A 12,467-nucleotide genomic window follows, 5' to 3' on the forward strand; every position below is an offset into this window, starting at 1 on the left:
CGGACGCCGCGTCACGCGGACCCACAGGGCGCGCCCGGGCCCCGGGCCGGCGGCAAGGTCGCCGCCGGCCCGGGCGCCCCGGACGCCCCTGCCCCGCCCCGAGGTACCCGTCAGCTGGTGAAGAACTCGCTGATCTGCTGGGCCACCTGGTCGGCGTGCTTCTTGTGCACGTGGTGACCGCCGCCGAGGGTGATGAGCCGGCAGTCGGGGATGAGCGAGGCCATGTCGGCGAGCCTCCCCTGCGGCATGGTGCTCTCCGGGCCCCCCGCGATCATCAGCGTCGGAGCGACGATCTGGCCCAGCTCCTCCGCCCACCGGGGATCGGGTTCGGCGATCTGGCCCCGGACCTCGTCCACGGCGTTCTCGTCGTAGTCCACCGGGCCGCCCGGGCGGCCGTCGCCGGCCGGTTGCCCCGGGAACGGCGGCGGTGTCTCCACCAGCACCAGCCGCTCCACGCGGTCCGCGTGCTCCTCGGCGAGCAGATACGCGACCACCCCGCCCATCGAGTGGCCGACGAGGCCGACCCGGTCGAGCTCGCAGGCGTCCAGGAACTCCAGGACGTCGTCCCGCATCTGCTCGAAGCCGTACTCGTCGGGCCAGTCGCTCCCGCCGTGGCCGCGGAGGTCGACGGCGTACACCCGCCACTCCTCGCCGAGCAGGCCGCCCACCGCCTCCCAGCTCAGGGACGAGCCGCCCAGGCCGTGCAACAGCACCACGGGTGAGCCGAACGGGTCGCCCCAGGTCCGGTACGCCAGCCGTACATCGCCGACGTCCACAACAGACTGATCTTCCATATCCCGAACGCTACAGGCGACGGACCCCAGGCGGCCCCGCCCCCCGACCTGGCACGCTTGGTGCGTGAAGCACAGACGTCTCGCCCTCGCCGCGGCCGCGGCCCTCGTCCTCACCGGCTGTTCCGCCTCCGGTCCCGGCTCTTCCGAGAAGGGGCTCGACGACCCGGCGAAGAAGGACATCGCGATGCGGCTGGTGTCCAGCGCCGAGAACTCGACGCTGGACTGGAAGGGCCAGTACGGCTACATCGAGGACATCGGCGACGGCCGCGGATACACCGCCGGCATCATCGGATTCTGCTCCGGAACCGGCGACATGCTGAAGGTGGTCGAGCGTTACACGGCGAAGCGCCCCGGCAACGGCCTGGCGCCCTTCCTGCCCGCGCTGCGCGTCGTGCGGGGCAGTGACTCGCACGAAGGGCTGGGCGACGCCTACGCGTCGGCGTGGGCGAAGGCGGCGGACGACCCGCTCTTCCGGTCGGCCCAGGACGCCGAGCGGGACCACACCTACTTCGGCCCCGCGGTCGAGCGGGCCGAGGCCGACGGGCTGAGCGCGCTGGGGCAGTTCATCTACTACGACGCCTACGTGATGCACGGCGGCGCCGACTCGGCGGGCACGGTCGGCTTCCGCACGATACGTGCCCAGGCCCTCGCCGAGCAGGATGCACCTGCCGAGGGCGGGGACGAGGAGGCGTATCTGAACGCGTTCCTCGACGCCCGGGTGGCGGCCATCCGGAAAGAACCCTCGCACAGTGACACCAGCCGGGTGGAAACCGCGCAACGCGTGTTCGTCCGCCAGGGAAAACTGCAGCTGGAGACCCCGTTGGAGTGGAAGGTCTACGGGGAGAGCTACCGCATCGACGGGAGCTGACGAGCGGGGCAGGTACGCGCACAGGGGGTTACCACGCGCTCCGACCTCTGGTAGGAAAGTTTCCTAACAGAACATCGGAACGACGAACTCCTGTTGGAGGACCGGTGCATCACCCCCACACCAGCACCTCACGTCGCACCACCCGACTCACCCGCAGCGTCGGATTCGCCGTGCTGGCCCTCGGGCTCGCCTTCACGGCGATTCCGGCGACCGCCCAGGCCGGCGCCCCCACGCCGGCGGCATCACACCTGGAGGCAGCCGCGACCGGACTCGACGACCCCGCGAAGAAGGACATCGCCATGCAGCTGGTATCCAGCGCCGAGAACTCGACGCTGGACTGGAAGGGCCAGTACGGCTACATCGAGGACATCGACGACGGCCGCGGATACACCGCCGGAATCATCGGATTCTGCTCCGGAACCGGCGACATGCTCGACCTGGTCGAGCTGTACACCGAGCGCGTCCCCGGCAACGCGCTGGCCGGCTACCTGCCCGCCCTGCGCGAGGTGGACGGCACGGATTCGCACGACGGGCTCGACCCCGGATTCACCGGGGCCTGGGCCAGGGCGGCGTCGGACCCCGCCTTCCAGCAGGCGCAGAACGACGAGCGCGACCGGGTGTACTTCAACCCGGCGGTGCAACAGGGCAAGGCCGACGGAATCGGGACGCTGGGGCAGTTCGCCTACTACGACGCCATCGTCATGCACGGGGGCGGCGGCGACCGCACCGGTTTCTGGGCCATTCGCGACATGGCCCTGTCAGAGGCCCGGCCTCCGTCGCAGGGCGGTGACGAGGTCGCCTATCTCGACGCGTTCCTGGACGCCCGGGTCTGGGCGATGAGGCAGGAGGAGGCCCACTCGAACACCAGCCGGGTGGACACCGCCCAGCGTGTCTTCCTGCGCGCCGGCAACCTGAATCTCGATCCGCCACTGGACTGGCACGTCTACGGCGACGCCTTCCACATCGGCTGACGCCCTGCGGCCCGGTGCGCGTACGCGTTCCCCGCGCGGGGTTCCCGTACGCGCACCGGTGGGGTCAGTGGGCCACGGGTACGGCCATCGGATCCTTCGGCTGTGCGTCGGCCCCGACTTCGGCCTCCGGCTCCGCGTCCGGCTCGCGGCCCCAGTGGTTGAAGGCCAGGTTGAGGACGATCGCCACGACGCAGCCGGTGGAGATGCCCGAGTCCAGGACCACGAGCATGTCCTCGGGAAAGGCGTGGTAGAAGTCCGGCGCGGCGATCGGGACGAGGCCGACGCCGACGGCCGCCGCGACGATCAGGGCGTTCTCACCCTTCTCCAGGGCCGCGGTGGCGAGGGTCTGGATGCCGCTCGCGGCGACCGACCCGAAGAGCACTATCCCGGCTCCGCCGAGAACGGGCAGCGGGACGAGGGCGATGACGGACGCGGCGACGGGCACCAGGCCGAGCAGCACCAGGATGACGCCGCCCGCGGCGACGACGAACCTGCTGCGCACCTTGGTCATCGCGACCAGCCCTATGTTCTGGGCGAACGCGCTGCACATGAATCCGTTGAAGAGCGGGCTGACGGCGCTGCCGAGGGTGTCGGCGCGCAGGCCGCCCTCGATGGTCCGCTCGTCGGCCGGGCGGCCCACGATCTTTCCGAGGGCCAGCATGTCGGCGGTGGACTCGGTCATGCAGACGAGCATGACGATGCACATGGAGACGATGGCCGCGATCTCGAACCGCGGTGCACCGAAGTGGAAGGGCGTCGGGAAGCCGATCAGGCCGGCGTCGCCGAGCGCCCCGAAGTCGGTGATGCCGGCGGGGATCGCGATCAGGGTGCCGACGACGAGACCGAGCAGGATCGCGATCTGCTGGAGAAAGCCGCGCAGCAGCTTGCGCAGGGCGAGCACGATCACGAGGGTGACGGCGGCCATGGTGATGTTGGTCATCGAGCCGTAGTCGTCGGCGCCGGCGTTGCCGCCCTGCGACCAGTTGAAGGCGACCGGGAGGAGCGAGACACCGATCAGGGTGATCACGGTGCCGGTGACGACGGGCGGGAAGAACCGCACCAGTTTGCAGAAGTACGGGGCGAGCACGAAGCCGAGCAGGCCGGCGACGACGATCGCGCCGAAGATGACGGCGATGCCGTCGTGCCCCCGGTCCTTGCCTATCGCGATCATCGGGGTGACCCCGGCGAACGAGACCCCGTTGACGAACGGCAGCCTGGCGCCTATGCGCCAGAAGCCGAGGGTCTGGAGCAGGGTGGCTATCCCCGCGGTGAAGAGGCTCGCCCCCATCAGGAAGGCGGTCTCCTTCGCACTGAGGCCCACGGCGGGCCCCACGATCATGGGCGGCGCCACTACGCCCGCGTACATGGCGGCCACGTGCTGGAGGCCGCTGGTGAACATCCTGAGGGGCGGAAGCTTCTCGTCGACCGGATGCTTCCGGCCGGGCTCTTGGACCGCGCGTGCTCCGGCCGCTTTTCCTTCGACTGCGTTCTTGCGAAACCTGGGCGTAGCTGCCACGGCTTCCTCCGGTCGGGTACACGTCGGTCGACGTGGGTGTCAGGGAGGTGGTGCTGAGTGGTGCGTTGGTGCAGGTCGTGCAGCTGGTGCGGGCAGCTTCGGGCTCACCCGTGGCGGGTGCGCGTACGGCTCGTACGCGCACCCGCACGGGCTGCCGCGGGCCTGTGCGGCCCACAGCGGCCGGCCGAGGGCCGTCCCCCTCGGCCGGCCTGTTCATGGGGGTGTGCCGGGCCGTCAGGCCCCGGCGGCGATCTGTGCGAGGCGCCTGGCCTCGTCGCGGGTGGCCCGGGCGATCGCGTCCTCGTCGACGGTGGTGAGGTGGTTGTCCTCGACTACGGGCCTGCCGTTGACGAGGGAGAGGGCCACGGGGGCCGCCGCACCGAAGACCAGGGCGGTCACCGGGTCGGCGATGGAGGCGTGGGCCAGGGTGTCCAGCTTCCACAGCACCAGGTCGGCGAGCTTGCCCGGCTCCAGCGAGCCGATCTCGTCGGCGCGGCCGAGGACCCTGGCTCCGCCGTGGGTGCCGAGTCGCAGCGCCTGGCGCGCGTTGAGCGCCTTCTCGCGGTGGGCGCCGAGACGGTTGATGAGGAGGGCGTTGCGCAGTTCGGTGTGCAGTTCGCCGGACTCGTTGGAGGCGGTGCCGTCGACGCCGAGCCCGACCGGGACACCGGCGGCGAGCATGTCGGGGACGCGGGCGATTCCGGCGGCGAGGCGGGCGTTGGAGGACGGGCAGTGGGCGACGCCGGTGCCGGTGCGGGCGAAAGCGGCGATGTCGGAGTCGTTCATGTGGACGCAGTGCGCCATCCACACGTCGTCGCCGAGCCAGCCGGTGGACTCGAAGTAGTCGGTCGGGCCCATGCCGAACAGTTCCTTGCAGAACTGCTCCTCCTCGACGGTCTCCGAACCGTGCGTGTGCAGCCGTACACCGCGTCGCCGAGCCAACACCGCACCCTGCCTGAGTAGTTCGGTCGAGACCGAGAACGGCGAGCAGGGCGCGACGGCGATCTGCGTCATCGCGCCGAACGAGGCGTCGTGATGCTCGTCGATGGTCGCCTCCGTCGCTGCGAGGGCGCCGTCGAGGGTCTCCACGGCGAAGTCCGGCGGCAGACCGCCGTCCTTCTGGCTGCGGTCCATGGAGCCGCGGGCTAGCGTGAACCGCACACCCATGTCGCGGGCGGCACCGATGATCGCGCCGGACAGGTCGCCGGAACCGCGGGGGTACACGTAGTGGTGGTCCATCGCGGTGGTGACACCGCCTCGGGCCATCATGGCGAGGGAGCCCTGCGCGGCGGCGCGGGCCATCGGCTCGTCGATGCGGGCCCACGTCGGGTAGAGCGCGACCAGCCAGTCGAAGAGGTTGTGGTCGGTCGCGAGGCCCCGGGTGATCCACTGGTAGAAGTGGTGGTGGGTGTTGACCAGACCGGGTGTGACGAGGTGTCCGGTGCCGTCGATCCGGCGTGCGACGTCGGCGAGTTGCTGCGGCGCGTTCCCCGCGCCGACGGACTCGATGCGGTTGCCCGCGACGACGACGTGCCCCGAGGCGTACTCCGTGTCGTGGGCGTCGACCGTGGCGATCGAACAGTTCTCGATGACGATGCGTTGCGTGGGCCTGAGGTCCGCCGAAGCTGCCATGGTGCTTCCTTCTTCTGTCTCTGGCGATGTGGGCACGGCAGGACCCTAGGAGGATTTGAGTGCCACAGCGTTACGGCCGTGGGTGCCGAGATGGTGGAAGAACAGGTTGAGCAGGACCGCCACGAGCGCTCCCGCACTGATCCCGGAGCCGAGCACGGTCTGTGCCCAGGAGGGGAATCCGGCGTAGAAGGCGGGTGCCGCGAGCGGGATGATGCCCGCGCCGAGTGCCACCGCCACGAGGATGATGTTGGAGCTGTCGTCGAGCCCGGCCTCGGCCAGGGTCCGGATGCCGCTCACGGCGATCGAGCCGAACAGGACGATGCCGGCGCCGCCGAGCACGGGCATCGGCACGAGCGAGACGACGGCTCCGAGCACGGGGAAGGCGCCCAGGACCAGCAGGGCGCCTCCGGCCGCGGCGACGACATAGCGGCTGCGCACCCGGGTCAGTGACACGACGCCGACGTTCTGCGCGAACGCGCTGGTCGGGAAGCCTCCGAAGACGGGGCCGAGGAGGGTGGCGATGCCGTCGGTGCGCAGCCCGCGCGTGATGGTGGCCCCGTCGGTGCGCCGTTCGCAGATCTCTCCGAGGGCGAGCATGCCGGCGGAGGACTCCGTCATGAGCACGAGCATCACGATGCAGAGGGACAGGATCGCGGCAGGACGGAACTCGGGGGCGCCGAAGGCGAAGGGGGTGGGCAGGGCGGCCACGGGGGCGGACCCGAGGGCGGAGAAGTCGGCGAGTCCGAAGGGGACGGCCGCCAGGGTGCCGGCGAACATGCCCGCCAGCAGGGCGGTCTGCTTGACGAAGCCGCGCCCGAAGCGCTGGATCAACAGGATCACGACGAGGGTGAAGGCGGCCAGGGCCAGGTACTTCATGGCACCGAAGTCGTCCGCGGTCGCGTCGCCCCCTTGCGCCCAGCCGACGGGGACCGGCATCAGCGTGACGCCGATGAGGGTGATCACGACGCCGGTGACGAGCGGCGGGAAGAAGCGCAGCAGCCGTCCGAAGAAGGGTCCGACGGCGAGACAGAAGACACCGGCGACGATCACGGCCCCGTAGATCGCGGGGAGTTGGTGGCCGGGCGCGCTGGTCTCGGCGATGGCGAGCATCGGCGCGATGCCCGCGGAGGACGCCGCGTTGACGAACGGCAGCCGGTTCCCGGCGAAGCCGCGGGCCCCGATGGTCTGCAGGAGGGTGGCGAGGCCGGCGATCAGGAGGCTCGCCGCGATGAGCCGGGTCATGCCGGCCGTGCCGAGGCCGACGGCCTGACCGATGATGAGCGGAGGGGTGACGACGCCCGCGTACATGGCGGCGATGTGCTGGAGCGCGGCGGGGACGAGCCGCGAGAGGGGGAGTTTTTCGTCGACCGGATGAACTGCCCTACCGGCAGCGGTCGATGGTGCGGTACACGGGCCTTTCGCCGGCCCCGTTGCAGGCTGTGCCATGGATTTTCCCTCCGGGATGACCGGGCCCCGCCCCGCTGGGAGGCGGGGGCCGGTTCAGCTCCGCGTCAGAGGTTGGTCATGTCGACCGGGATCTTCGGCTCGACGCCGTCCCGGAGCACCGTCGCCTCGATGAGGCCGTAGGGGCGGTCGGCCGCGAAGTAGACCTCGTTGTCGTTCTTGAGGCCGAAGGGCTCCAGGTCGACGAGGAAGTGGTGGTTGTTCGGCAGGGAGAAGCGGATCTCGTCGATCTCGCTGCGGTTGTTGATGATGCGCGAACCCATCTGGTACAGGGTCTGCTGGAGCGAGAGGGAGTACGTCTCCGCGAAGGCCTGGAGCATGTGCTTGCGCGTCTGCTCGTAGGACTTCTCCCAGTTGGGCATCCGCTCCTCGTCGCTGGTCCAGTTGTAGCGCCACCGGGCGGAGACGTCGGTCGCGAGGATGCGGTCGTACGCCTCCTTCAGCGTCGTGTACTTGTCCTTGACGTAGCCCCAGAACTCCGAGTTGGTGGAGTTCATGACGGTGAGGTCCTTGAGGCCGGAGACGACCTCCCACTTCGTCCCGTCGAAGGTGATCTGGGTGACGCGGGTCTCCTGGCCCGTGCGGACGAAGGAGTGCTTGACCTCGTCGGCGCCGATGAACTTCGAGTTGCCGTCCGCGGTCGCGATGCGCTCCCAGCCGTACTCCTCGATCCGGATACGGGCGACCTTGATCGGCTCCTGCGAGGTGACGAAGTGCCGCGCGAGGTGGATGCCGAACTGCTCGGCCGACTCGATGCCGTGTTCCTTGGCGAAGGCGAACACCGTGTTCTTGGTGGTGTCCGTCGGCAGGACGTTGGCGTTGGAGCCGGAGTAGTGGACGTCGTCCATGTCGCCGGAGAGGGCGACCGAGACGTTGAGGTCCTTGATGTGGTGGGTGTCGCCGTCCCGCGTGATCCTGACGACGCGGTTCTCTGCTTTGCCGTACTGGTTCTGGCCGAGAATCGTGGGCATTGTCTGCTAGCTCCCTCGGTAAACGGAGTAGCCGAACGGGTTGAGCAGCAGCGGTACGTGAAAGTGCTCACCCGGGGTGACGGCGAACGCGACCGCCACCTCCGGGAAGAACGCGCCGCTGTCCCTTACGCGGGGGGCGTCCTGCTGCGCCTCGGCTTGCTTCTTGGCTGTGAAGTACGACTCGGTGTCGAACGCGAGCCGTACGTGGGTGGTGCCTTCCGGCAGTGCCGGCAGGTCCTTGCAGCGCCCGTCCGCGTCGGTCGCGGATCCGCCGAGCGTCACGTAGTCGCCACTGCGGCCGCGCGCGGCGAGCGAGACGGCGACGGCTTCGGCGGGGCGGCCGGTGCTGGTGTCCAGGATGTGGGTGGACACCGATGCGGTGGTGTCGGTGCTCAAGACCGTCACGCTCCTTGTTCTGGGGAGTCCTGCACGAGGCGGGTCAGGCGGATGCGGTTGATCCTGCCCAGTTCGGTGCGCACGTGTCCGCGCTCCTCACCGGGCGAGTTCCCGATCCGGGACTTCACCGCGTCGCGCATCTGCTCACCGGTGGCACCGGTGGCACAGATCAGGAAGACGTGTCCGAACCGCTCCTGGTAGGCCAGGTTCAGTTCGAGCATCTCGGTCCTGAGTTCCTCGGACGCACCGGCCATCCCCCGCTGCTCACGGGCGGAGGCCGGGTCCCCGGGCTTCGGGCGGCCGATGGGCGGGTGGCCCGCCATCGCTTCGGCCAGGTCCTCCGCCGAGAGGTCGGCCGTGGCGGCGTCACTCGCGGAGAGAAGGGCGTCCACGTCGGCGTAGGGCCGGTGGGCGAGGACGAAGTTCCCCCACGCCGCACTGGCACACACCTCGTGCAGCGCGGCTGTGGCCTCGCAGGCCGCCAGGGTGTTGAACCGGGCGAGGCCCGGTGTGGAGCTCGAAGTCACGGGAGCCTCCGTGGCGGTTTTTCGCTGTGCGTTGTCGGGCTGCGGATAGCTAACGCCCTTCGCAACACCACGTCAACAGTTTGTTGAAATTCCACGAACAGATGATGCCGCCGCCCGGATTCCCGGACGACGGCATTGACCCGCATTGCGCTCGGCTACTCTCCCTTGGCCGAGTTGTCCCGGTTCAGGTAGTTGTAGACGGTGAAACGACTGACGCCGAGCGCCCCGGCCACCGTCTCGACACCGTGTCGCACAGAGAAGGCACCGCGTGCCTCCAGCGTGCGCACCACACCCTGCTTGGTCTTCCTGTCCAGGTCGGCGAGCGGCATCCCGTGCCGCCGCTCCAGCGCGGCCAGGATGTGGTCCAGCGATTCCGAGAGCTGCGGCAGACGTACGGCGATGACGTCGGACCCTTCCCAGGCGAGGACCACGTCGTCGGCGGCGGCCTGCCCCGGGTCCAGCAGTTCGGCGCCCATGGCGTCGACGAGCGGCTTCACCGCGGAGACCAGGGGGTGGTCGGCCGGTTCGGTCACGGAGTGTCCTCCCCGATCACGTTGACCTGGAGGGACACCCTGGTGGCGCCCGAGGCCAGGGCCTTGCGCAGCAAGGAGTCCACGGCCGTGAGGACCTGGTCGGCGCCTCCCTCGGCCGTGTTCCCGAAGGGGCCCACGTCCACGGCGTCGAGGTCGGCCGCCTGGATGACCTCCCGGGCCACGACCGCGTGAGCGGGCGCCTCGTCGAGATCGAAGGGCTCGGTGGTGAATTCCACCCTCAAGCGCACGGTGCCTCCCTCATGTCCCGCCGCGTCCATCGGCTCGCACGGCTCGCCCCGACCCTATGGCACGTACGTACGGGGCCCCGGGGGCAGGGCGCGGCGCCCGGGGCAGTGCCGGCGGCTCACCCGGCCGCGCCTCGCGGCACGGGACTCCGAGGCCCGGCGGCCTGACCGCGGGCACTCACGCCCGCACCTCATGGCGCCGCCTGGATGTCCCCCCGGGTGGACGACGTGATCGGGTCGCCGTGCGCGAAGTCCCCGGGCGGGATCCCCGGGTGGTGCCCGTCCCTGACCAGTGGGGCGCCGGCGGCCGCCGGGCCGAGGGCGAGCCGGGAGACGATCCGGTAGCGGTCGCCCCGGTAGAGCGAGTGGACGTACTCCACGGGCAGTCCGCCGGTGTCCGAGGTCAGGCGCTCGAAGAGCAGCGCCGGCGAGAGCTCGGGGACTTCCAGGAGCTGGGCCTCCGCCCGCGTAACGACGGTGGGCTCGATCGCCTGCACCGCCTCCCGGACGTGCACTCCGTGGGTGTGGCGCAGGTGCTCGTAGAGGTCTCCGTCCTCCAGCTCCTGCGCCGACAGGCCGGGCACCAGCGCGGCCCTGATGTGCAGGTGCTCGATCGCCATCGGGGTGCCGTCGACCAGGCGGAGCCGTGCGACGTAGACGATCTCCTCGGCGGGGGACATCCGCAGCTTGCGGCCGACCCGGGCGCCGGCCTGGAGGGTGGTGAACTCCAGCAGCCGGCTGGACCACGCCCCGGCCGCCTTGGGCAGGGTCAGGGCGAGGTCGGCGGAGACCAGTTCCTGGGTGATCTTCTCCGGCGCGACGAACATTCCCCGCCCGTGCTCACGGACCAGCAGCCCGGCCGCCACCAGCTCGTCGACGGCCGCGCGCACGGTGGGCCGGGACACGCCGAGCAGGGCGCAGAGAGCACGCTCGGACGGGATCGCGTCACCGGGACTGCGGCTCTCGATCAGTTCGAGGACCGCGTCACGGGTCCGTTCACGCTTGAGCACCGTCCCCGGCACATCGGCTTTCATGCAGGACCTTTCCGGCGTTCCGCTCGCTTTACCAGTTCGGCGCCTTACGGCCACTGGTCAGGGAAAGTGTAACCAGCTGCACCCCGAAGACCAGGGGAAGTCGGCAAGGTATCGCGAAAACCCCTTTGTACACAGGGGGTTGACGGCCCCATTGGTCTATGCCACCTTCATCCACCATCAAGAGGTGAGCTGTCCAGTGGACTTCACTGGTCAGGTGGTCAGGTCCTGCTCCCGTTGAGGTGAACCGTGAAGTACCGCTTGCTTGCCGGCGTGTCCGCGCTCGTGACAGCCGCCGCTCTCAGTGCCTGCAGTTCCGGTGGGGACGGCGCCGACGAGGCCGGAGGCGTCACCCGGGTCGACGTCTGGCTGATGCGCGACAGCGTGTCGGCCGCGTTCCAGAAGGAGTTCACCGAGGGGTTCGAGGCCGCGCACCCGGACATCGACGTGCGGATCCAGATCCAGGAGTGGGACGGCATCGGCCAGAAGATCACCGCCGCGCTGGCGAGCAACGACGCCCCGGACGTGATCGAGGCCGGCAACACCCAGGTCGCCCAGTTCGCGGAGAGCGGCGGTCTGCTGGACCTCAGCGACAAGAAGGACGAGCTGAACGGCGACAACTGGCTGAAGGGCCTGGCCGAGCCGGGTGCGTACGACGGCAAGCAGTACGGCATCCCTTACTACGCGGCCAACCGGGTCGTGATCTACCGCAAGGACCTCTTCGAGAAGGCCGGGGTCGACCCGGCCGCGATCACCACGCGCGAGCAGTGGATCGCGGCCACCACGAAGCTCAACACGGGGGGCACGCAGGGCATCTACCTGCCGGGCCAGCTCTGGTACGCCCTCGCAGGCTTCATCTGGGACGAGGGCGGCGACTTCGCCACGGAGTCCGGGGGCCGGTGGAAGGGGGCGCTCGACACACCCGAGGCCCAGCGCGGCATGGCCTTCTACGCGCAGCTCCAGGCGCTCGGCAAGGGACCGAAGGACTCCGACGAGGACGACCCGCCGCAGGCCGAGGTGATGGCGCAGGGCCAGGTCGCCCAGGTCATCTCCACGCCGGGCGGGGCCAAGGTGGTCGCCGAGAACAATCCCGAACTCAAGGACGAGCTGGGCTTCTTCCCCATCCCAGGGAAGACGGCCGGTACTCCGGGGGCGGTGTTCACCGGCGGTTCCGACCTGGTCGTCCCCGCCGCGGCCGGCCACCCGGACGCGGCCCTGACGTTCATCAAGGAGCTGACGGGCGACGCCTGGCAGCAGAAGCTCGCCGTGGCCATGAGCTACGTGCCCAACCGGACGACCCTGGCTCCCGCGGTCGCGAAGGACCCCGGCGCGTCGGCGATGGCCGTCGGCGCGGCAAACGGGCACGCGACGCCGAACACGCCGGGCTGGGCCGCCGTCGAGGCCGAGAACCCGATCAAGGACTACATGACCGCCGTCCTGACCGGCGGGGACGCGGCCAAGGAGGCGGCGAAGGCCTCCGAGGACATCACCCGCGCCATGAACGCCGGTTCCTGATCCC

Annotated in this window: 13 protein-coding genes; 3 read left to right on the forward strand and 10 right to left on the reverse strand. The window is 70.0% G+C overall.

Going from position 1 to position 12,467, the window contains the following annotated elements:
• Positions 1-110: 110 nt before the first annotated feature.
• Positions 111-794, reverse strand: coding sequence for an alpha/beta fold hydrolase (locus OG206_RS06085; protein WP_327112992.1), 684 nt, complete (start codon positions 792-794; stop codon positions 111-113).
• A gap of 64 nt (positions 795-858) precedes the next feature.
• Between OG206_RS06085 and OG206_RS06090 the strand changes: the two genes are divergently transcribed.
• Positions 859-1,662, forward strand: a complete 804-nt coding sequence (locus tag OG206_RS06090; protein ID WP_327112994.1) for a chitosanase — start codon at positions 859-861, stop codon at positions 1,660-1,662.
• A gap of 104 nt (positions 1,663-1,766) precedes the next feature.
• The gene (locus OG206_RS06095; RefSeq protein WP_327112996.1) at positions 1,767-2,633 is read left to right on the forward strand and encodes a chitosanase; all 867 of its coding nucleotides are present in this window, start codon (positions 1,767-1,769) and stop codon (positions 2,631-2,633) included.
• Between the two features lie 64 nt (positions 2,634-2,697).
• Here the strand turns inward: OG206_RS06095 and OG206_RS06100 are convergent, their stop codons facing one another.
• The 9 genes from OG206_RS06100 to OG206_RS06140 all read right to left on the reverse strand — a co-directional run bounded on the left by OG206_RS06100 (position 2,698) and on the right by OG206_RS06140 (position 10,951).
• Positions 2,698-4,149 carry a nucleobase:cation symporter-2 family protein gene (locus OG206_RS06100; RefSeq protein ID WP_327112998.1) on the reverse strand — a complete coding sequence of 484 codons (1,452 nt, stop codon included), beginning with the start codon at positions 4,147-4,149 and terminating at the stop codon, positions 2,698-2,700.
• Positions 4,150-4,383: 234 nt separating this feature from the next.
• Complete coding sequence (locus tag OG206_RS06105; protein WP_327113000.1) at positions 4,384-5,781, reverse strand: 8-oxoguanine deaminase; 1,398 nt, start codon at positions 5,779-5,781, stop codon at positions 4,384-4,386.
• A 45-nt stretch (positions 5,782-5,826) separates the two neighbouring features.
• Positions 5,827-7,227 (reverse strand): nucleobase:cation symporter-2 family protein, encoded by a 1,401-nt coding sequence (locus tag OG206_RS06110; protein ID WP_327113002.1) that lies wholly within the window; start codon positions 7,225-7,227, stop codon positions 5,827-5,829.
• Positions 7,228-7,292: 65 nt separating this feature from the next.
• On the reverse strand, positions 7,293-8,216 hold the full coding sequence (pucL, locus tag OG206_RS06115; protein ID WP_327113004.1) for a factor-independent urate hydroxylase: 924 nt from the start codon (positions 8,214-8,216) through the stop codon (positions 7,293-7,295).
• A gap of 6 nt (positions 8,217-8,222) precedes the next feature.
• Entirely contained in the window at positions 8,223-8,612 is a 390-nt protein-coding gene (uraH, locus tag OG206_RS06120; RefSeq protein WP_327113006.1) for a hydroxyisourate hydrolase, read from the reverse strand.
• Between the two features lie 5 nt (positions 8,613-8,617).
• Positions 8,618-9,139: a 2-oxo-4-hydroxy-4-carboxy-5-ureidoimidazoline decarboxylase gene (gene uraD, locus OG206_RS06125; protein ID WP_327113008.1), complete on the reverse strand. Its 522-nt coding sequence runs from the start codon at positions 9,137-9,139 to the stop codon at positions 8,618-8,620.
• Positions 9,140-9,294: 155 nt separating this feature from the next.
• A complete protein-coding gene (locus tag OG206_RS06130) occupies positions 9,295-9,672 on the reverse strand; it encodes a helix-turn-helix domain-containing protein (protein ID WP_327113010.1) in 378 nt (125 codons plus the stop codon).
• Entirely contained in the window at positions 9,669-9,920 is a 252-nt protein-coding gene (locus OG206_RS06135; RefSeq protein ID WP_327113012.1) for a hypothetical protein, read from the reverse strand. Before OG206_RS06135 ends, OG206_RS06130 begins: the two co-directional genes overlap by 4 nt.
• A 188-nt stretch (positions 9,921-10,108) precedes the next feature.
• On the reverse strand, positions 10,109-10,951 hold the full coding sequence (locus OG206_RS06140) for a GntR family transcriptional regulator (protein WP_327113014.1): 843 nt from the start codon (positions 10,949-10,951) through the stop codon (positions 10,109-10,111).
• Between the two features lie 246 nt (positions 10,952-11,197).
• Between OG206_RS06140 and OG206_RS06145 the strand changes: the two genes are divergently transcribed.
• Positions 11,198-12,463 (forward strand): extracellular solute-binding protein, encoded by a 1,266-nt coding sequence (locus tag OG206_RS06145; protein ID WP_327113017.1) that lies wholly within the window; start codon positions 11,198-11,200, stop codon positions 12,461-12,463.
• Positions 12,464-12,467: the final 4 nt, after the last annotated feature.

Origin of the sequence: Streptomyces sp. NBC_01341 (assembly GCF_035946055.1) — a bacterium.
In the GTDB taxonomy this organism is placed as follows: domain Bacteria; phylum Actinomycetota; class Actinomycetes; order Streptomycetales; family Streptomycetaceae; genus Streptomyces.

Excerpts from the sequence above, each read along its gene's own strand:
- OG206_RS06085 (WP_327112992.1), bottom strand. The coding sequence starts at position 794 with ATGGAAGATCAGTCTGTTGTGGACGTCGGCGATGTACGGCTGGCGTAC.
- OG206_RS06105 (WP_327113000.1), bottom strand. The coding sequence starts at position 5,781 with ATGGCAGCTTCGGCGGACCTCAGGCCCACGCAACGCATCGTCATCGAG.
- OG206_RS06110 (WP_327113002.1), bottom strand. The coding sequence starts at position 7,227 with ATGGCACAGCCTGCAACGGGGCCGGCGAAAGGCCCGTGTACCGCACCA.
- pucL (WP_327113004.1), bottom strand. The coding sequence starts at position 8,216 with ATGCCCACGATTCTCGGCCAGAACCAGTACGGCAAAGCAGAGAACCGC.
- OG206_RS06140 (WP_327113014.1), bottom strand. The coding sequence starts at position 10,951 with ATGAAAGCCGATGTGCCGGGGACGGTGCTCAAGCGTGAACGGACCCGT.